We start from the raw sequence: 18,929 nt of genomic DNA on the forward strand, positions 1-18,929 counted from the left end.
GGACACCGGCCACCCCGTGGCGCCACGGCCTCAGCAGGCGATGTCCCGCCGCCGCAGCCGCCACAGCCCGCCCGCGACCAGGGCCGCGGCGATCGCCGTGAGCACCAGCAGCGGCGCCCACGTCATCTCCGGGCCCGGGAGCTTCGGCAGGTGGCCGAAGGGCGAGAGGTCGAGGACCGCCTGCGGCAGGTTCAGGGCCGGGCCGATCCAGCCGATGACCAGTGCGAGTCCCGCCGCGCCCCACGCCGCCACCGCGGCCTTCGGGAAGGCGCCCCACAGCAGCACCGCGACTCCGCCCAGGACCCAGATCGCGGGCAGCTGGGCGAGCGCCGCGCCGAGGACGGGCCCGAAGTCCTTGCCGTACGAGGCGGCCAGGCCGACCCCCGCGAGGGCCATGATCAGCACCGTCCCGCCGAATGCCACGGCCAGGTGCCCCGCCGCCCACCGCAGCCGGCCGAGCACGCCGGCCAGGAGCGGTTCGGCGCGCTGCGAGGTCTCCTCGCCGTGCAGCCGCAGCACCGAGCCGACCACGAACAGTCCGGCGATCAGCCCGAACAGGCCGACCATGGCGGCGAGGAAGGCGTCCGTGAGGGCGCTCTGCCCGCCCATCCGCTCGAAGATCTCCTTCGCCTGCTCGTTGTCCCCGACGATGTCCGCCGCGCCCTCGACCATCCCGCCGAAGACGAGCCCGGCCACGAGGAACCCGAGCGACCAGCCGAGGAGGCCGCCCCGCTGCAGCCGCCAGGCCAGCGCGCCGGCCGTCGCGAGCCGGCCCTCCGCCGGGCCGGGGCGGGCCGGCAGGAAGCTCATGCCGACGTCACGCCGCCCGGTCAGGACGTACGCCACCGCCGTCTGGACGAGGACCGCCGCCGCGATCAGCAGCACCACCCACCAGCGCTCGCCGCCGAACGGCCGGACCTGCTCCGCCCAGCCGACGGGCGACAGCCAGGTCAGCACGGAGGAGCCTCCCTCCGTCCCGGCGTCGCCCGCCGCCCGCAGCACGAACGCGACGCCGAGGACCGCGGCCGTCAGGCCCTTCGCCAGCCGCGCGCTCTCCGTGAGCTGCGCGACGATCGTGGCGGTGGCGGCGAAGAGCATGCCGGTGCCGCCCACCGCGAGCCCGAGGGCGAGTGCCCCCGCCGTGCCCTGGCCGGCGAGCCCGGCCGTGATGATCAGTGCGACGGCGGTGTTGGCGACGAGCGCGGTGAGCAGCGCCGCCGTCAGGGGCGCGCGCCGGCCCACCGCCCCGGCGGAGAGGAGCTCCTGACGGCCCGTCTCCTCCTCCTCGCGGGTGTGCCGGACGACGATGATCAGGCTCATCACGGCCGCGAGCGTCGCCGCGAAGACCCCGAACCGCCAGGCGACGAGCCCGCCGACGGAGTCGTCGAAGACCGGTCCGTACAGCGACCGGATGGAGCTGTTGGCGTTCATGGAGGCGGCGATCTGCGCCCGCTTGGCGTCGGTGTCGTACAGCGCCCCGATCGTGCTGACGCCGCTGGAGGCCATGCCGCCGATGACCACCACCCACAGCGGCAGCATCAGCCGGTCGCGGCGCAGCGCGAGCCGGGCGAGGGTGCCGGTGCCGGTCAGGGGAACCGCGAGCGTGCTCATCGCGCCATCGCCTCGTCGTCCGCGTAGTGGCGGAGGAACAGCTCCTCCAGGGTGGGCGGGGTGCTGGTCAGCGAGCGCACCCCGGACTCGGTGAGGGACCGCAGCACCGCGTCGAGCTTGTCGGTGTCGACCTGGAGCCGGACCCGGTGGCCCCGCACGTCGAGGTCGTGCACGCCGGGCAGCTGGGCGAGCCCGTTCGGCGCGCCGGCGAGCTCGGCGCTGACGCTGGTGCGGGTGAGGTGCCGCAGCTCCGCGAGCGAACCGCTCTCCACCGTGCGGCCCTTGCGGATGATGCTGACCCGGTCGCAGAGGGTCTCGACCTCGCTGAGGATGTGGCTCGACAGCAGGACGGTCGCGCCGCGCTCGCGCGCCTCGGCGATGCAGTTCTGGAAGACCCCCTCCATCAGCGGGTCGAGGCCGCTGGTGGGCTCGTCGAGGATCAGCAGGTCGGCGTCGGAGGCGAAGGCGGCGACCAGGGCGACCTTCTGCCGGTTGCCCTTGGAGTAGGTGCGCCCCTTCTTCGTCGGGTCGAGCTCGAACCGCTCGATCAGCTCGGCCCGCCGCGCCTTGTCGAGCCCTCCGCGCAGCCGGCCGAAGAGGTCGATGACCTCGCCGCCGGAGAGGTTGCGCCACAGGGTCACGTCGCCGGGCACGTACGCGAGGGAGCGGTGCAGCTCGACGGCGTCCTGCCAGGGGTCGCGGCCGAGCACCTGCACGGCGCCGGAGTCGGCGCGGAGGAGTCCGAGGAGCACCCGGATGGTGGTGGACTTCCCGGAGCCGTTGGGGCCGAGGAAGCCGTGGACCTCGCCGGTGGCGACGGTGAGGTCGAGGCCGTCCAGTGCGTGGGTGCGGCCGAACGCCTTGTGGAGCCCGGCGACCGTGATTGCCTTCGTCATGCTTCAGAACGTACGCTTGTTTCACAAACTTGTGAAGTTAAGAAAGCGTATAAAGTTGGGGCGGCCGGGTGGACGAGGGAGAAGATGACCGCATGACCAGCAGCAGCGCAGAAGACCGGGCGCGGTTCGTCGAACGCTTCGCCGCCGAGCTGACCGAAGCGGGCATACAGCGCATGGCGTCCCGGGTCTTCGCGGCCCTGCTCGCCTCCGAGTCCGGCTCCCTGACCTCGGCCGAGCTGGCCGAACAGCTGCGGATCAGCCCGGCGGCCGTCTCCGGCGCGGTCCGGTACCTCACCCAGGTGGGCATGGTCGGCCGCGAACGCGACCCCGGCACCCGCCGCGACCGCTACGTGCTCCACAACGAACTCTGGTACGAGACCTTCACCCGCCGCGACCAGATCCTGACCCGCTGGGAGAAGGTCCTGCGCGACGGCGTCGAGGCCCTCGGCCCGGACACGGCCGCGGGCACCCGCGTCGCGGAGACCGCCGAGTTCTTCGACTTCGTCCAGCGGGAGATGCACGGCATGCTCGCCCGCTGGCGCACCCACCGCGACGCTCAGTCCGAGGACAGGGCCTCCGCCTGACCGTCGGCCCCCAGCCGTTCGAAGAACGCGACGGCGTCCCCCTCCCCGGACTCCAGATACGGCTCGGCGGGCCAGTACGTCCGCCCCTCGATCCTGGCGACCACGACCGGCCCGCCGTCGTCGGACCGGTCGAGCCACCCGCGCAGGTCGGCGGTGCCCGCCGACGCGGACGGCAGCCCCTGCCAGGGCCGCTTCGCCGGGCCGGGCGGGAGCAGCGGGAGCAGCGCCTCGGGGCGGTCGTCCGGCCCGCCGTGAGCGGGGAAGAGGACGAGGACGGGAAGACCGCCGTACGGGTCGGGCAGCAGGACGTACCGCTTGGGGACGGCGACGGGCGCCTTCGCGGCGCGCGCGAACAGCAGGGCGATGGGGCGGCCGACGGTCAGCAGCCGGAAGCCGTGGAACAGCACGCTCGCCACGACCAGGCCGCCGAAGCCGTAGATCTGGACGGTCGAGACGTCCTCCGGTCCGGCCAGCGCGACGAGGCCGAAGGCCACGCAGCCGATCAGACCGAACAGCAGCTCGTGCACGGACGTCATGGCGCGCAGGCTCCGCACCCGCCACCACGGCACCTCGCGGACGTCGGCCTCCGGGCGAGGGGGACGCGTCTGCGGGACGGCCCGCCGCTCGGCCTCGGCCGCCAGCCCCGCGTACGTGTACGTCCCCGGGCGCGCCTTGACGAGGCTCACCCGCTGCGTGCCGCCGGTGGCCCGATACGGCACCGGGGCGACCGGCCGTCGCCGCCACCGGCCGACCGCGCCGCCGACCAGTCCGACCGGCAGGCCCAGCAGGCCGAGCACGCCGACGGCGTCGTTGACGTCGTTGGCGGGCGTGCCCCACCAGTCGGCGTTGTAGAGGTCGCCCTTCCAGGGGCCGTACGACACGATCCAGCCCGTCTCCCAGTCGCTCAGGAGGGAGCTGCGCTCCGGATCGCACCGGTACGGGCCGGTGCGATCCCGCCGGTCCCAGGGGTCGGTCCAGCGCACGACACAGCTGCCGTCGGCCTCCTCGCTCAGCACGGTCAGATCGATCTGCGGATCGCGGTCCGACGCCTCCACCCCGTAGATCCCGAGCCCCAGGGCGACCCCGGCGACCAGGACGACCCAGCGCCAGAGCCCCCACCGCCGCCGCACCGGCGCGGGCGCCGCGGCCCGAGCCGGTGCCGCGGCGCCCGGCGGCTGCCGCGGAACGGGCCGGTTCAGCAGCCCTTCCCGCTCCGCCTTCCGGACGATCCGCTGCCGCGCCCGCCGCCCTCGTACCGGCCTCGCCCAGATCAGCTCCCCGCCGCCCGACGCGGCGAGCACCCCGCCCCGGTGCGGGTCGCCGCACCACCACAGCACGCCGTCAGGCCCCGGCTGCGCCAGGTGGTAGCGCTGCTGCACCGCGACGACCGTCAGCGGCCACAGCTCACCGGCCCCCGGAGCCGCCAGGACGACGGTCGCCGCGTGCAGCGTGCGCGCCACCGGCTCGGCGGCGTGTGCCGACCAGTCCCCGGCGCTCAGCGCGCGCCGCATCCGGCGCGCGAGCCTGAGCGCGCCGAGCCCGAAGGCGAGGAGCACGAGGCCGCCTCCACCGAGCACGGGCGCCACGTCCTCGGCCCACACCGTCCCGGGGAGCAGGACGGCCACCGGCACCAGCAGGAGCGCGCCGAGGCCCGCCCCCGCCCAGCGCCCGGCCCGCCGCCGGTACCGCTCCAGCGCCTCCGCCGTGTCCTGCCGGTCCAGCGCCCTCGCCATGCCGTCCCCCCCCGTCCGTCACTTCCGCCCCCGGAGGCAGGCTAAGGCTCGGCCTCCTCCGCCGGAAGGAGCGGAGCCGGCAGCGTGAGCGCCCAGGCGTCCTCGCGGACCGTCCAGGTGCGGCGGGTGAGCGGCGGGGAGGTGCGGGAGTCGGCGTCGTAGCGGAAGAGCGGGCCGGAGACCGTGAGCGTACGGGCCTCCACGCGGACCGGCGGGGCGCCCGGGGGGCGGACGACGACCTCCGCCACGCCGCCGAGGGAGCGGAGCGTCACCGACTCCACCGGCTCGTCCAGGTCCCGCAGCCGCACCCCGTCCACCTCCACCCGCAGCCGGTGCGTGCGCGTCCCGCCCTGCGCCGGGACGCGGGCCAGCGTCCGTACCAGCGTGCGGCAGGTGTCCCACACCGTGTGCGGCGGCGGCGCGGGCACCGGCGCCTCCGCCCCGATCCGTACGCCGCCCAGCACCACCCCGTCACTGTCGTCGACCAGCAGGTCCATGCGGCGCGCCACGCCGTCCACCACCGCCCGCGCCGCCACGACCGGGCCCTGCGGCACGCCGAGCGACCGGGCCAGTCCCAGCGATTCCGGAGCACCGACGGGGACGACCGACAGCGCCCCGCGCGCCAGTGTGCGGTCCCGGTGCAGCAGGGTCACCGTCCGCAGCAGCGCCCGGTCGTCGCCGACCACCACGGGGCGCCGGGAGCCGCGCCGGGACAGGGCGCGGGAGAATTCCTCGGGAGAGTCCGGCAGGCAGATCTTCGCCTCCGCGCCCGCGGACAGGACATCCTTCGCGATCCGCACGGACTCGCCGTCACTTCGGCGGGCGACCGGGTCGACGATGACCAGCAGCTGGTCGTGATCCGACACCTCGGTCCTTCCTCGGGTAGCATCTTTGTGCAAGAGCCCCTTGCGCTATTGCGCCAGGGGCTTCGTCTATTCCGGGGCACACCGGTGAGGCGGCGTACGCCCCCTGACCTTGGACATGCCCCGCCCGGAAGGGGTGTACGCCTGTGCCCGCACTTGTGCTGCTCGGTGCTCAGTGGGGTGACGAGGGCAAGGGAAAGGCCACCGACCTGCTCGGTGGATCCGTGGACTACGTGGTGCGTTACCAGGGCGGCAACAATGCCGGCCACACGGTCGTCGTGGGCGACCAGAAGTACGCGCTCCACCTCCTCCCTTCCGGAATCCTCTCCCCGGGGTGCACCCCGGTGATCGGAAACGGTGTCGTCGTCGACCCGGCGGTCCTGCTCTCCGAGCTGAGCGGACTGAACGAGCGCGGCGTCGACACGTCGAAGCTCCTGATCAGCGGCAACGCCCACCTGATCACCCCGTACAACGTCACCCTCGACAAGGTGACGGAACGGTTCCTCGGCAAGCGCAAGATCGGCACCACCGGTCGCGGCATCGGCCCCACCTACGCCGACAAGATCAACCGCGTCGGCATCCGGGTCCAGGACCTGTACGACGAGTCGATCCTGGAGCAGAAGGTCGAGGCGGCCCTGGAGCAGAAGAACCAGCTCCTCGCCAAGGTCTTCAACCGCCGCGCCATCGAGTCCGGCCGGATCGTCGAGGAGATGCTCCAGTACGCGGACCAGATCAAGCCGTACGTCGCCGACACCACCCTGATCCTCAACAACGCCATCGACGAGGGCAAGGTCGTCCTCTTCGAGGGCGGCCAGGGCACCCTCCTGGACGTGGACCACGGCACGTACCCCTTCGTCACCTCCTCGAACCCGACCGCCGGCGGTGCCTGCACCGGCGCGGGCGTCGGCCCGACGAAGATCAACCGGGTCATCGGCATCCTCAAGGCGTACACGACCCGTGTCGGCGCCGGCCCGTTCCCGACCGAGCTCTTCGACGCCGACGGCGAGGCCCTGCGCCGCATCGGCGGCGAGCGGGGCGTCACCACCGGCCGTGACCGCCGCTGCGGCTGGTTCGACGCGGTCATCGCCCGCTACGCCACCCGCGTCAACGGCCTGACCGACTTCTTCCTCACCAAGCTGGACGTGCTGACCGGCTGGGAGGAGATCCCGGTCTGCGTCGCGTACGAGATCGACGGCAAGCGCGTCGAGGAGCTCCCGTACTCCCAGACCGACTTCCACCACGCGAAGCCGATCTACGAGACCCTGCCCGGCTGGTCGGAGGACATCACGAAGGCCAAGACCTTCGCGGACCTCCCGAAGAACGCGCAGAACTACGTGAAGGCGCTGGAGGAGATGTCCGGCGCCCCGATCTCCGCCATCGGCGTCGGCCCCGGCCGCACCGAGACGATCGAGATCAACTCCTTCCTGTAGGCGGTACAGGCGGTACGACGAAGGGCCCGCACCCGGTTCGCCGGGTGCGGGCCCTTCGCGCGTCCCGGCCCTCGCCGGAGGCTCAGTCCACGCGGTGGTACTCGCCCGGTTCCGTGTCGTACATCGGGTAGACCTGGAGGAGCTCCTCGCCCTTGTACGTCGTCAGGACCAGGTAGCTGCCGGGGTCGTCGCGGACGCACTCCGGGTCGGCGCCGGGCTCCAGGACCATGGGGCCGAGGACGTACGGGGGCGTGGTGCCCGCCAGGATGGCCGTCCAGGTGCAGTTGACGGCGTCCGACAGCGTGTTGCCCTCCTCGTCCGTGCGCGGGTAGACGCTCAGCGAGCGGAGGACGGCGGCGCCGACCGCGCCCTGGGTGACCGTCACCTCGTCGGTGTAGCGGTCCGCCGCCGGGCCCTCGACGAGGGGCTTCATCCTCCAGCGGCCCAGGTACTTCGCGGGCAGGATCCCCGCGCCGGTGCGGGCCTTGTGGAAGGTGGTCCTCGCGGCGCCCGAGGTCCATTCGAGGACCTCGGGGGAGCGCAGGGCGAGGGTCTGGTGGGCGGCCGCCATGCACCGGCCGGCGGGGACGCTGGTGGTGACGTCGGACTCGCCGAGGACGACCTTGTCCTCGTCGGCGGAGACGAGCCGCGAGCGGCCCATGCACAGCCGGCCGTCGCCGACGTGGGTGTAGACGGCGGTCTTGGTGCCGACGGCGCCCTGCACGAGCTCGATCCGGACGGTCTCGCGCGGGTGCTCCTCGGTGCCCCGGAGGATGCCCTCCCAGGCGCCGAGGAAGGCGGCGGGCACGGCCCCGCCGGGCTGCGCGGAGGTGGCGGAGGAGGCGGTGGTGCCCTTGTCGTCGGGGGTGGCGCTGCCGGGGCCGCCGAGCGGCCACAGGGCGTAGCCGACGCCGGCCGCCGCGGCGACGGCGGCGGCCGCGAGCGCGGCGGTCAGGACGCGGCGCCGGGACCGGGGCCGGGGCCGTACGGACTCCGCCTCAGGTGCCGCGGGGGCGGGCGTCCGGTCGCCGGCCGCCGCGCCGGCCGCCGTGCGCTCCGGGGCGTGCTCGGGCGTGTGCTCGGGGGCGTGCTCCGACGCCCGCGCGCCGTCCGCGCTCTCCGCCTCCAGGAGGCGGGCCGCGTGCCGGCCGAGGCGGGCGAGGACGTCGGCGGGCAGCCAGGGGTCGGCGACCGGCAGGGTCTCGGCGATCTCGGCCGCCGTCGGCCGCCGCGCCGGGTCCTTGGCGAGGCAGGCCCGGATCAGTCCGGTGAGCTCGGGCGCCACGTCCGTCAGGTCCGGGTCGTCGTGGGCGATCCGGAACATCAGCGCGTGGACGCCGCTGTCGGAGGTGCCGAAGGGGGAGCGGCCGGTCGCGGCGTAGGCGAGGACCGAGCCGAGGCAGAAGACGTCGGAGGCGGGGCCCAGCTTCTCGCCGCGCACCTGCTCGGGCGACATGAAGCCGGGGGAGCCGACGACGGCGCCGGTGCTGGTGAGGCCGCCGTCGGTGACGGTGTCGACGGCGCGGGCGATGCCGAAGTCGATGATCTGCGGGCCGTCGACGGTCAGCAGCACGTTGGAGGGCTTGAGGTCGCGGTGGACGAGCCCGGCCCGGTGGATGTGGTCGAGGGCCCGGCCCAGGCCGGAGCCGAGGGCGCGGACGGTGGCGGACGGCAGCGGCCCGTACTCGTCGCCGACGACGGTCCGCAGCGAGGGGCCGGGTACGTATCCGATGGCCACCCACGGGGAGGCGGCGGCGGTGTCGGAGCCGAGGACGGGCGCGGTGCCGGTGCCGCCGACTCGTTCGAGCGCCTCGACCTCGCGGGCGAAGCGGCGCCGGAACTCCTCCTGGGCGGCGAGCTCGGCGTGCACCACCTTCACGGCGACGGTCCGCCCGCCGGCCGAACGCGCGAGGAACACCCGGCCCATGCCGCCGACCCCGAGACGGCCGATGAGTCGGAACGGGCCGATGGCGACCGGATCTTCCGCGTTCAATGGCTCCACGTGGAAAGAGGATGCCAGACCTGGCGGAGGGGCTGGGGTACGGCCCGGGTCACGGTCCGGTGTCAGCCCTCCCCGCAGATCCGCAGCCCCTTCGGGGTGGCGCACACCATGGCCGGGCGGCGCGAACGGGTGTACGGGCGGGTGTACGAGCGGGTGGGTGGACGCGGGGCGGTGCGGCGGCCCGACGCGTGGGGTTCGCCGCTCGTTCGGCGGCGCCCGCCAGGGGTGCGGGGCGGTGCCCGCCGGGGCCCCGGGGCGGGGTCGTCCGGGTGGCCCGGCCGGGGTTGCCCGTGCCGTCGGAGCGTGGATGTAATGGCCGTGAGGGGGCCTTCCGGAGGAGGAACCCCATGCGTGTCGTCGAAGTGACCGCCTACGGCGGACCCGAGGTCCTCAGGTCGGTGCGCCGCCCCGAGCCGGACCCCGCGGACGCCCCGGGGCGGGTCCGGGTACGGCTCAGGGCCGCCGGGGTCAACCAGGCGGACCTCAAGATCCGCTCCGGCCGCTACGCCGCCGCGCTCGGCGCGCTGGCCCCGCCCTTCGTGCTCGGCTACGACTTCGCGGGCACCCTGGTCGACCCGGCCCCGGGGCTCCCCGAGGGCACCCGGGTGGCCGGTTTCGTGCCCTGGGTGGAGGAGGGGACCGGCGCGGGGACGTACGCGGAGACCGTGCTGGTGGACCCGGAGTGGCTGGCCCCCGTCCCGGACGAGGTGGACTTCACGGCGGCGGCCTCCCTGCCGCTCTCCGCGCTGACCGCCGCGCAGGCCCTCGACCTGATGGCGCTGCCGGAGGGCTCGACGGTCCTCGTCACCGGGGCGAGCGGGGTGGTGGGCCGGTTCGCGGTGCAGCTGGCGGCGCGGGCGGGCCACCGGGTGATCGCCCTGGGCCACGCCGACGACCTGCACGAGCTGCGGCTCCTCGGGGCCGACGCGGTGGTGCCGCGCGGGGCGTCGGAGGACGTGATCGCCGGGGTGCTCGGCGCCGCGCCGGACCGGGTGGACGGGGTCTTCGACGCGGCGCTGATCGCCGACCCGCTGCTTCCGGCCGTGAAGGACGGCGGGGTCTTCGTCTCCGCCTCCGGCGAGCGGGTCCCGGTCGCCGAACGGGACATCCGGGTGGACGCGGTGACCGGCCGCCCCGACGCGGCGCGCCTGAAGGAGCTGCTCGAACTGGTCGGCGCGGGCGCCCTCGCGACCCGGGTGGCCGACGTGCTGCCGCTGGAGAACGCGGCGGAGGCCCACCGCCGCGTGGAGGCGGGGCACCGCCCCGGCCGCATCGTCCTGATGATCTAGTCGCCATTCCCTGACGCGTCGTCAGCCCCCTTCCCCTCGCCCCCTGGTGGCCTCCGCCCCAGGGGGCGGATCCTGGTCTAGACCTTGACAGGTACAGACCAGTGCCGCTTCGCTGGCCTTCCCCCACCGGAAGGACGACAGCGCATGCGACGTCTTCTCGCCCTGCTCGCCGCCCTGTGTACGGCGCTCGGGCTCGCCATCCTGCTCCCCGCCACCGCCGGCGCGGCCCCCGCCTGCGTCACCGCCTGGAACTCGGGCCAGGTCTACACGGGCGGCATGACCGCCTCGTACAACGGCCACAACTGGTACGCGAAGTGGTGGACGCAGAACGAGCGCCCCGGCTCCACCGACGTCTGGCGCGACGAGGGCGCCTGCGGCACGGGCGGCGGCGGCACCCCCGACCCGTCCGGATTCGTCGTCACCGAGGCGCAGTTCAACCAGATGTTCCCGAACCGGAACCCCTTCTACACGTACGCGGGTCTGGTCGCCGCGACCAAGAAGTACCCGGCGTTCGCGGGCACCGGTGGCGACACCGTGAAGAAGCAGGAGGCCGCGGCCTTCCTCGCCAACGTCTCCCACGAGACGGGCGGCCTGGTCCACATCGTGGAGCAGAACACGGCCAACTACCCGCACTACTGCGACGGGAACCAGCCGTACGGCTGCCCGGCCGGCCAGGCCGCCTACTACGGCCGCGGCCCGATCCAGCTCTCCTGGAACTTCAACTACAAGGCCGCCGGCGACGCCCTCGGCATCGACCTCCTGAACAACCCCTGGCGGGTCGAGCGCGAGCCGGACGTCGCCATGATGACCGGCCTCTGGTACTGGAACACCCAGAACGGCCCCGGCACCATGACCGCCCACAACGCCATGGTCGACGGCGCCGGCTTCGGCCAGACCATCTGGGCGATCAACGGCTCCCTGGAGTGCAACGGCGGCAACCCCGCCCAGGTCCAGAGCCGCGTCACCACGTACCAGCAGTTCACCCGGATCCTCGGCGTCCCGGCGGGCGCGAACCTGTACTGCTAGGCGGGGCCTACCGCTGGTCCCCCTCGGCGGCCTCGACGGCCTCCAGCGCCGCCGACAGCCGCTCCAGCACCCGTACCGTCTCGTCGAAGGCATCCTGGCCGCCCAGCTCCCGCACGAGCCGGGCGGCCAGCTCCGCGTGGCCCGGATCGATGCGGGCGATCGCCGCGCGGCCGGCCTCCGTGGGAGCGAGCAGCTTGGCGCGGCGGTGCGCGGGGTTGGGGGCGTAGACGGCGAGGCCGTCGCCGACGAGCAGGTCGGCGATCCGCTGGACGCTCTGCCGGGTGATGCCCATGACCCGGGCGATCCCCGCCACCGGCAGCGGCTCGGCCAGGACCGCCCCGAGGACCTGCCACCAGGCGGCGGTCAGTCCGGCGGGCTCGGCCAGCTTCTCCGAGACGGCGAGGAGCCGGCCGTTGAGCCGGAAGACGGCGAGGGCGGTCCGGCTCAGCGCGTCCTGCGGGGCGCGGCGGCTCACCCGTTCAGCTCGGCGAAGGCCGCCGGGTCGGAGTGGTGGAAGAGCCGGTACCAGGCGTCCCGCTTCCCCTCGTACGCGCCGAGGCGGGCGAAGACCTCCCGGGCGAAGGCGACCGGTTCGGTCGGCCCCGCGGTGATCAGGTCGCCGTCGGTGACCGCGTCCGCCTCGACGTACCGCTCCCCGCCCGCGTACCCGGTGGCGGCGAGGTAGGAGGAGGCGGCGCTGGTGTGCGCCCGGTCGTCGAGCAGCCCCTCCCGGGCGAGCCCGGCGGTGGCCCCGCAGATGGCGGCGACCGGCACCCCGGCGCCCAGGAAGGCCCGGGCGGCGGCGGTGAAGGGCGCGAGCTCGTCGCCCTCGTCGTACTTCTCGGCTCCGGGCAGGATCAGCAGCGCGCTGTCCTCGGGGCGCAGCTCGTCCAGCGCGAGGTCGGGCAGGATCCGGATCCCCGCGATCGTGGTGACCGGCTTCCCGGTGTCCGCGCCCACGGTCCGGACGGTGTACCCGGCGCGGGCGAGCCACGCGGTGGCGTGCCCCGTCTCCCAGTCGGCGAGGGTGTCGTACACGGCGAGGTGAACGGTCTCCGAGGTCATGACAGCAGGCTGTCGCCATGACAGCCTGCTGTCAAGAGGGGCGGCGGGAGCCGGCGACGGAATCCGCAGCCGCCCGGTCGGCAGAGCACAGTGTCGTGTCCGGCGCGTTCTCGGTGGACAAGATGGTGATGGCCGCCCCACCTGCGGTTCCTTACCCTCGGGTGCATGACCCCTCATGTCATCGAACCCGATCCCCAGGCCGGTGCCGCCGTCAAGGCCGCGGACCGCGCGCACGTCTTCCACTCCTGGTCCGCCCAAGGCCTGATCGACCCGCTCGCCGTGGCCGGCGCGGAGGGTTCGTACTTCTGGGACTACGACGGCAACCGCTACCTCGACTTCACCAGCGGCCTCGTCTACACCAACATCGGCTACCAGCACCCCAAGGTGGTCGCCGCCATCCAGGAGCAGGCCGGGAAGCTCGCGACCTTCGCGCCCGCCTTCGCCGTCGACGTCCGCTCCGAGGCCGCACGCCTCATCGCCGAGCGCACCCCCGGCGACCTGAACAAGATCTTCTTCACCAACGGCGGCGCCGAGGCCGTCGAGAACGCCGTCCGGATGGCCCGGCTGCACACCGGCCGCCACAAGGTGCTCTCCGCCTTCCGCTCGTACCACGGCGCCACCTCCACCGCGATCAACCTCACCGGCGACCCCCGCCGCTGGGCCTCCGACACCGGCTCCGCCGGCGTCGTGCGCTTCTGGGCGCCCTTCCTCTACCGCTCGCCGTTCTACGCGGAGACCGAGCAGCAGGAGTGCGAGCGCGCCCTCGCGCACCTGGAGGACACCATCGCCTTCGAGGGTCCGGCGACGATCGCCGCGCTCATCCTGGAGACCGTCCCCGGCACCGCCGGCATCATGACCCCGCCGCCCGGCTACCTCGCCGGCGTCCGCGAGATCTGCGACAAGTACGGCATCGTCTTCGTCCTCGACGAGGTCATGGCCGGCTTCGGCCGCACCGGCAAGTGGTTCGCCGCCGAGCACTTCGACGTCGTCCCCGACCTGATGACCTTCGCCAAGGGCGTCAACTCCGGCTACGTGCCGCTCGGCGGCGTCGCCATCAGCGAGGAGATCGCCGCCACCTTCGCGACCCGCCCCTACCCGGGCGGCCTCACCTACTCCGGCCACCCGCTGGCCTGCGCCGCCGCCGTCGCCACCATCCACGTGATGGAGGACGAGAAGGTCGTCGAGAACGCCGCCCGCGTCGGCGAGCAGCTCCTCGGCCCCGGCCTGCGCGCGCTCGCCGAGCGCCACCCGTCGGTCGGCGAGGTCCGCGGCATGGGCGTCTTCTGGGCGCTCGACCTGGTCAAGAACAAGGAGACGCGCGAGCCGCTCGTCCCGTACAACGCGGCCGGCGAGGCCAACGCCCCCATGGCCGCCTTCGGCGCCGCGGCGAAGAAGAACGGCCTCTGGCCCTTCGTCAACATGAACCGCACCCACGCCGTCCCCGCCTGCAACGTCTCCGACGACGAGGTCAGGGAGGGCCTGGCAGCCCTCGACGCGGCCCTCACGGTCGCCGACGAGCACACGGTCTGACCCGCCGGCGCCACCGCGCGGGCCGTGGTGGCGACCGGGCCTAGCCGCACTCCGGCGTGCCGCACCGCGTCGCGTCGGGCAGCAGGCAGGCCAGCCGGGCGAGGGCCTGCTCGGAGGGGGAGCCCGCCTCGGCGCTGAAGACCACGGCCCGCTCGCCGGAGCCCGAACGGTGCTCCAGCGTGACGACGGACAGCTCCATGCGCCCGGCCACGGGATGGTCGAACGTGACCGGGCCGCAGGAGTCCTGCGGCCCGTCGCCCGCCGCCTTGGCGGAGGCGCGCCACCACAGTGCGGTGAACTCGTTGCTGTTCTCGGTCAGTTCGGAGATCAGCTCGGTGAGCAGGCGGTCCGTCGGATACCGCTCGACGGCCCCGCGCAGCGAGGCGGCCACCCCGGCCGCCGGCCGGTCACGGCGCCCGAACAGGGCGCGGGTGCGGGGGTCGAGGAAGACCATCCGGGCGAGGTTGGGCCGGACGACGAGATACGCGGCGGGGTCCGGCTGGGGCGCCGTGCCGCGCAGGTGCCAGGCGAGCAGCGCGCTTCCGAGCGGATTCCAGTCGACGACGTCGTGGCGGTGGTTGAGCACCACGGCGGGCAGCGACGGCATCGACGCGGCGACGCGCCGCACGGCGTCGGCGCCGTCCCGGCCCGCGGCCTGGTTCGCCAGCCAGTAGAGGTGCGCCCGCTGGGTGTTGTCGAGGAGCAGGGCGCGGGCGATCGCGTCGAGGACCGCGGGCGAGACCCGGCGCGCCCGCCCCTGTTCGATGCGGGCGTAGTAGTCGTGACTGATCCCGCCGAGGAGCGCCACCTCCTCCCGCCTCAGTCCGGGGACGCGGCGCTGGGACGTGCCGGGAGGCAGGCCGACCTCTTCGGGCGTGACGAGACAGCGCTGGGACCGGAGGAAATCGCCCAAGCGGGCTGCATCATTCATGGAAACACGGTTCCACGGGAATGGAATGCCCCGCCAGTCCCCAGCCTGCCCCTATTGATCATTCCCTAATCCGGCCATGTGCGGCCGTCGGTTCATTCCTTGAGGAGCGAGGCGAGTGCCGCTTCCGACGAAGATCCGGATTCGGCCCGGTAGAGGACGATGCACTGGTCAGCGGCGTCCGGCAGCCGGAGCGTCTCGAACGACAGCGTCAGCGTCCCCACCTTGGGGTGATGTACGGAGCGGGTGCCGTGGGTCTTGTCCCAGACGACATGCCCGGACCAGATCTCGGCGAACTCCGCACTCTTGTCGTTGAGGCGGTGAATGAGGGCGGAAAGTCGGGAGTCCCCCGGATATCGGCCCGCCATGACACGCAGATATCCCGCCAATTCGTGGGCCTCGTCCATCCAATGCGGATAGAGCGCGCGGGAACCCGGTTCGAGGAAGACGAGTTCGGCGAGGTTGGGCAGGTCTCCGTCCCGGGTGGCCGGGCCGAGGTCGATGTGGCCGGAGAAGAGGATCCGGGCGAGCCGGTTCCACGCCAGGATGTCGACCCGGCGCCCGAGCAGGACGGCGGGCCCGTTCTCGTACGCCGCGATCATGCGGGCGACGGCCGGCCGGGCGTTCTCGGTCAGGGGCTGCGGATTCCTCGGCGCCGGGCCGGAGCGGGCGGCGAGGTCGTGGAGATGGGCCCGCTCGTCCGGGCTGAGCCGCAGCGCGGTGGCCAGGGCGTCGAGGACCTCGGGAGAGGCGGTGCCGTTCTGCCCTTGTTCGAGGCGTGTGTAGTAGTTGACGCTCACCCGGGCGAGCTGGGCCACTTCCTCCCGCCGCAGTCCGGACACCCGTCGGCGCTTCCCGGCGTCACCGGTCAGTCCGACGTCCTCGGGACTCAGCCGGCCGCGCCTGATCTGCAGGAAGCGTCCGAGTTCCAATTCCCCCGTAGCCTTCTTCATGGATGCCCGCCTCCTCAGCCGTCGCCGCGCGTGATGTGCGGCCGGTCGGTGCGCGAAATCCATGCGAGGGGGAAATCCCCCGCCGATCTTGATCTGTGGGGTGGCACGTGCGAGTGGCCCGACGGGCCGCCGGACGGGTTCGTTCTCGATGGCATATTCACGAGCTGCGTCGAATGCCATGGTCTCTGCAAGGCGAGTCCCATGTGATTCCCCCTGTTGTCCTGCCGGGCCGGGTCGGTCGCCCATGGAACGGTCAGGCTCCGAACTCGGCCCCGGTGATTCGGTTGTCCGGTGATCATAGCAACTGGCCGAAGCTCATCAAGTGGACTTGTCCGGACGGCAGTTACCGATGGTGGCAAAGAGGGGTTCGAGAAATCGAATGATTGATATTCCAAGAATCAATCATTCCTCGGAACCCCTCCTCCGCACGCCTCAGGCCCCTGGCGGGGGGCGGTACCAGGGGCCTGAGGACGGGGGGCGACACCCGGACAACCGACAGGTGGAATACCGGATATCCGCCGCCTCCTCGCGACTACTTCGCGAGGAAGTCCTCCAGCAGCGTGGCGAGCGCGATGGGCGTCTCCACCATGGGGTAGTGGCCCGCGTTGCCGATGACCGCCAGCTCGCCGTGGGGGTAGTGCTTCATCCAGGTCCCGTTCATCGCCTCGGCGGTGACCGCCGGGTCGTTCTCGCCCACGACCACGAGGGCGGGTATCTCCGAGCCGGTGATCCGGGCCGAGAAGTCCGTGGTGCGGAAGGAGTCCAGGTAGCTGCGGAAGGCGACCGGCCCGACCGCCTTCATCGAGGCGTCCGCCCAGGCGTTCACCCAGGTCGACGAGAGCTTGTCGCCGGTGGTCATGTTGATGACGATCCGGCGGTTCTCCACCTTGTGCGCCGCCTCGGCGAACAGCGGGAAGTCCTCGTCCGGGATCGGCATGCCGGACGCCGGCACCGGGCTGAGGCCGATCAGCTTGCGCACCCGGTCCGGGGCCTTGAGGAGCACCTGCTGGGCCGGCTGGCCGCCCAGTGAGTGGCCGATCAGGGAGAACTCCTGCCAGCCGAGGTGGTCGGCGAGCGCCAGCACGTCCGAGGCGATCTCGTCCGTGCTGTACGTGCCCGTCTCGTCGCGGGCGTCGCTGAAGCCCCGCGCGTCCATGAAGGCGTACGAGAACCGGCTCCCGTCCAGGTACGGCCACCAGGCGCTGAAGGTCTCGTGCCCGCCGAACAGCGAGTGCAGCACGATCACCTTGTGCGGGCCGTCACCGACGGTGCGGGCGGGCGGGACGTAGCGGCCGGACACGGCCATGGTTGCCTCCAGGGGGGAATCGGTGGACCGGAGCGCCCGGTCGGTGTCGTGGTCGGCGGCAGGCCCCGGCAGCAGCAGGCGCCCGAACTCCGCGTGCAGTTCGTCGAGGTCCTCACGGTGTCCGTGCAGGACGATGTGGCCGTCCGGGCGGACCAGGTGGAAACCCGGCCGTCCGCAGTGCAGTTCGCGGGCCGCGCGCCGGGACGGGTCGCCCTTCCGGCCCCGCCCGGCGCGGCGCGGCGCCTCCGTGACGTCCACGACGCGGACCGCGCGGCCGAAGGGCTGCGCGAGCCGGCGTACCGCCTCGGCGAGGTCCGCCCCGGCGGCCCGCCTCGGGTCGGGGGAGACCAGGACCGCGAACGGGCCGGGATCGGCTCCTGGCCCCGCCAGGCCCAGGTCGACGGCGAGTCCGCGGGGCAGGGCGGCGCCCTCACGGGCGTGCCTGCGCAGCGTGGACCTGAGCGAGCACCAGGACGTGCGGTGCGTCCGCTGTCCGCGCGCGGTGCCCGGCTCGGGGGTGTACACCCAGCGCCGGCCGGCCGCGATCGGCAGGTAGAAGCGGTCGAGGGCGCGGGTGCGGTCGAGCGCCTTCATCGCGGTGTCGCGCAGCAGGACCTGGCCGGTGCCGGTCCACATGGCCGCGCGGGTCTGCAGGTCGGTGTCGCGGACCACGGCGTCGGCCACCGGGGCGCGTTCCGCGGTGTACGTGGCGAGCAGCTCGGGCCTCGCGTGTCCCCGCACCACCGAGGCCAGCTTCCACGCCAGGTTCTGCGCGTCCTGCATGCCCGTGTTCAGGCCCTGGCCGCCCATCGGGCTGTGCGCGTGCGCCGCGTCGCCGGCCAGGAAGACCCGGCTCAGCTGGAAGGAGGCGGCGCGCCTGCGGTGCAGCCGGAAGGTGGTGACCCAGTCCGGGTCGACGAGGCGCAGTCCGCCGGGGCCGCGCATGTCGACCAGGCGCTGCATGTCCTCCAGGGTGCCCTCGGTGAGCCCGGCGGGCGCGTTGGTGAAGAAGCGGTACAGGCCGTGCGGCTGCGGGACGATCGCCAGGACGCCGAGCCGGGACTGGTGGTAGTGGATCTCGTCGGGTGCCAGCGGGTTGTTCTCTATGCGGGCGTCGGTGATGAGGAAGCGGTTCTCGTACGTCGCCCCTTCGTAGGCGATGCCCAGCTGGTTGCGGACGGCGCTGGCGGCGCCGTCCGCGCCGATCACCCAGGGCACGGTGAACCGCTCGACGGAGCCGTCGGAGTGTTCGAGGGTGGCGGTGACGTCGGTGCCGGGGGTGACGGCGCCGGAGAAGTCGACGCCGTGCAGGGCGAGGAGCCGCACCCCCCGCTCGATGGTGCCGCCGAGCCCCTTGAGGCCGGCGGTGAGGATCTCCTCGGTGCTGCGCTGGGGCAGGCAGTGCGGGGCCATGCCCTCGGTCATCCGCATCCGGGACACCGGCTGCTTCTCCGAGTAGTAGGTCATCTGGCGGAGCTCCACGGACACGTCCCTCAGATGCTCCGAGAGGCCCAGGTCCTCAAGGATGTCGAGGGTGCGCGGCCAGACGAGCATGGCCTTGGAGTAGACGCTCGGGCCCGCCGCGGAGTCGATCAGCCGCACCCTGACCCCGCGCCGCAGCAACTCGCAGGCCGCGGTGAGTCCGGTCGGGCCGGCGCCGACGACGAGTACGTCGTACTCGTTCTCGTTCGACATGGTGGTCTCCTGCGTGCT

Annotated in this window: 15 protein-coding genes; 5 read left to right on the forward strand and 10 right to left on the reverse strand. The window is 73.3% G+C overall.

All coding sequences use genetic code 11. From position 1 onward, the window contains the following. Positions 1-30 precede the first annotated feature (30 nt). Both HHL19_RS27465 and HHL19_RS27470 read right to left on the reverse strand, forming a co-directional pair. Entirely contained in the window at positions 31-1,611 is a 1,581-nt protein-coding gene (locus HHL19_RS27465) for an ABC transporter permease (RefSeq protein WP_169093031.1), read from the reverse strand. Continuing rightward, positions 1,608-2,507, reverse strand: a complete 900-nt coding sequence (locus HHL19_RS27470) for an ABC transporter ATP-binding protein (protein WP_169093032.1) — start codon at positions 2,505-2,507, stop codon at positions 1,608-1,610. The genes HHL19_RS27465 and HHL19_RS27470 overlap by 4 nt, the downstream gene beginning before the upstream one ends. Positions 2,508-2,599: 92 nt before the next feature. Between HHL19_RS27470 and HHL19_RS27475 the strand changes: the two genes are divergently transcribed. Continuing rightward, the gene (locus HHL19_RS27475) at positions 2,600-3,091 is read left to right on the forward strand and encodes a MarR family transcriptional regulator (protein ID WP_169093033.1); all 492 of its coding nucleotides are present in this window, start codon (positions 2,600-2,602) and stop codon (positions 3,089-3,091) included. On the opposite strand, the gene HHL19_RS27480 is transcribed toward HHL19_RS27475, so the two are convergent. Both HHL19_RS27480 and HHL19_RS27485 read right to left on the reverse strand, forming a co-directional pair. Continuing rightward, positions 3,064-4,824, reverse strand: coding sequence for a hypothetical protein (locus tag HHL19_RS27480; RefSeq protein ID WP_169093034.1), 1,761 nt, complete (start codon positions 4,822-4,824; stop codon positions 3,064-3,066). The two genes, HHL19_RS27475 and HHL19_RS27480, sit on opposite strands and share 28 nt — an antisense overlap. Before the next feature lie 41 nt (positions 4,825-4,865). Further along, complete coding sequence (locus HHL19_RS27485; protein WP_169093035.1) at positions 4,866-5,690, reverse strand: diacylglycerol kinase; 825 nt, start codon at positions 5,688-5,690, stop codon at positions 4,866-4,868. Between the two features lie 143 nt (positions 5,691-5,833). On the opposite strand from HHL19_RS27485, the gene HHL19_RS27490 reads away from it, so the two are divergent. After that, positions 5,834-7,117, forward strand: a complete 1,284-nt coding sequence (locus HHL19_RS27490) for an adenylosuccinate synthase (protein ID WP_169093036.1) — start codon at positions 5,834-5,836, stop codon at positions 7,115-7,117. Between the two features lie 82 nt (positions 7,118-7,199). Here the strand turns inward: HHL19_RS27490 and HHL19_RS27495 are convergent, their stop codons facing one another. Continuing rightward, the gene (locus HHL19_RS27495) at positions 7,200-9,119 is read right to left on the reverse strand and encodes a serine/threonine-protein kinase (protein WP_169093037.1); all 1,920 of its coding nucleotides are present in this window, start codon (positions 9,117-9,119) and stop codon (positions 7,200-7,202) included. Between the two features lie 347 nt (positions 9,120-9,466). On the opposite strand from HHL19_RS27495, the gene HHL19_RS27500 reads away from it, so the two are divergent. Both HHL19_RS27500 and HHL19_RS27505 read left to right on the forward strand, forming a co-directional pair. Next, entirely contained in the window at positions 9,467-10,408 is a 942-nt protein-coding gene (locus HHL19_RS27500; RefSeq protein WP_169093038.1) for an NADP-dependent oxidoreductase, read from the forward strand. Positions 10,409-10,552: 144 nt separating this feature from the next. Further along, positions 10,553-11,434, forward strand: coding sequence for a glycoside hydrolase family 19 protein (locus tag HHL19_RS27505; protein WP_169093039.1), 882 nt, complete (start codon positions 10,553-10,555; stop codon positions 11,432-11,434). Positions 11,435-11,441: 7 nt separating this feature from the next. Here HHL19_RS27505 and HHL19_RS27510 read toward each other — a convergent pair whose 3' ends face one another. Both HHL19_RS27510 and HHL19_RS27515 read right to left on the reverse strand, forming a co-directional pair. Further along, positions 11,442-11,909 carry a MarR family transcriptional regulator gene (locus HHL19_RS27510; protein WP_169093040.1) on the reverse strand — a complete coding sequence of 156 codons (468 nt, stop codon included), beginning with the start codon at positions 11,907-11,909 and terminating at the stop codon, positions 11,442-11,444. Beyond that, complete coding sequence (locus HHL19_RS27515; protein ID WP_169093041.1) at positions 11,906-12,499, reverse strand: DJ-1/PfpI family protein; 594 nt, start codon at positions 12,497-12,499, stop codon at positions 11,906-11,908. The genes HHL19_RS27510 and HHL19_RS27515 overlap by 4 nt, the downstream gene beginning before the upstream one ends. A gap of 165 nt (positions 12,500-12,664) precedes the next feature. Between HHL19_RS27515 and HHL19_RS27520 the strand changes: the two genes are divergently transcribed. Next, complete coding sequence (locus HHL19_RS27520) at positions 12,665-14,029, forward strand: aspartate aminotransferase family protein (protein ID WP_169093042.1); 1,365 nt, start codon at positions 12,665-12,667, stop codon at positions 14,027-14,029. 40 nt (positions 14,030-14,069) lie between these two features. Here the strand turns inward: HHL19_RS27520 and HHL19_RS27525 are convergent, their stop codons facing one another. The 3 genes from HHL19_RS27525 to HHL19_RS27540 form a co-directional block, all read right to left on the reverse strand. Next, entirely contained in the window at positions 14,070-14,942 is an 873-nt protein-coding gene (locus HHL19_RS27525; protein WP_206325181.1) for a helix-turn-helix transcriptional regulator, read from the reverse strand. Between the two features lie 110 nt (positions 14,943-15,052). Beyond that, on the reverse strand, positions 15,053-15,910 hold the full coding sequence (locus HHL19_RS27530; protein WP_169093044.1) for a helix-turn-helix transcriptional regulator: 858 nt from the start codon (positions 15,908-15,910) through the stop codon (positions 15,053-15,055). A 532-nt stretch (positions 15,911-16,442) separates the two neighbouring features. Further along, positions 16,443-18,911 carry an alpha/beta fold hydrolase gene (locus HHL19_RS27540; RefSeq protein ID WP_240981898.1) on the reverse strand — a complete coding sequence of 823 codons (2,469 nt, stop codon included), beginning with the start codon at positions 18,909-18,911 and terminating at the stop codon, positions 16,443-16,445. Positions 18,912-18,929 lie beyond the last annotated feature (18 nt).

The sequence above is a fragment of the Streptomyces sp. R302 genome (assembly GCF_012927245.1).
Taxonomy (GTDB): domain Bacteria; phylum Actinomycetota; class Actinomycetes; order Streptomycetales; family Streptomycetaceae; genus Streptomyces.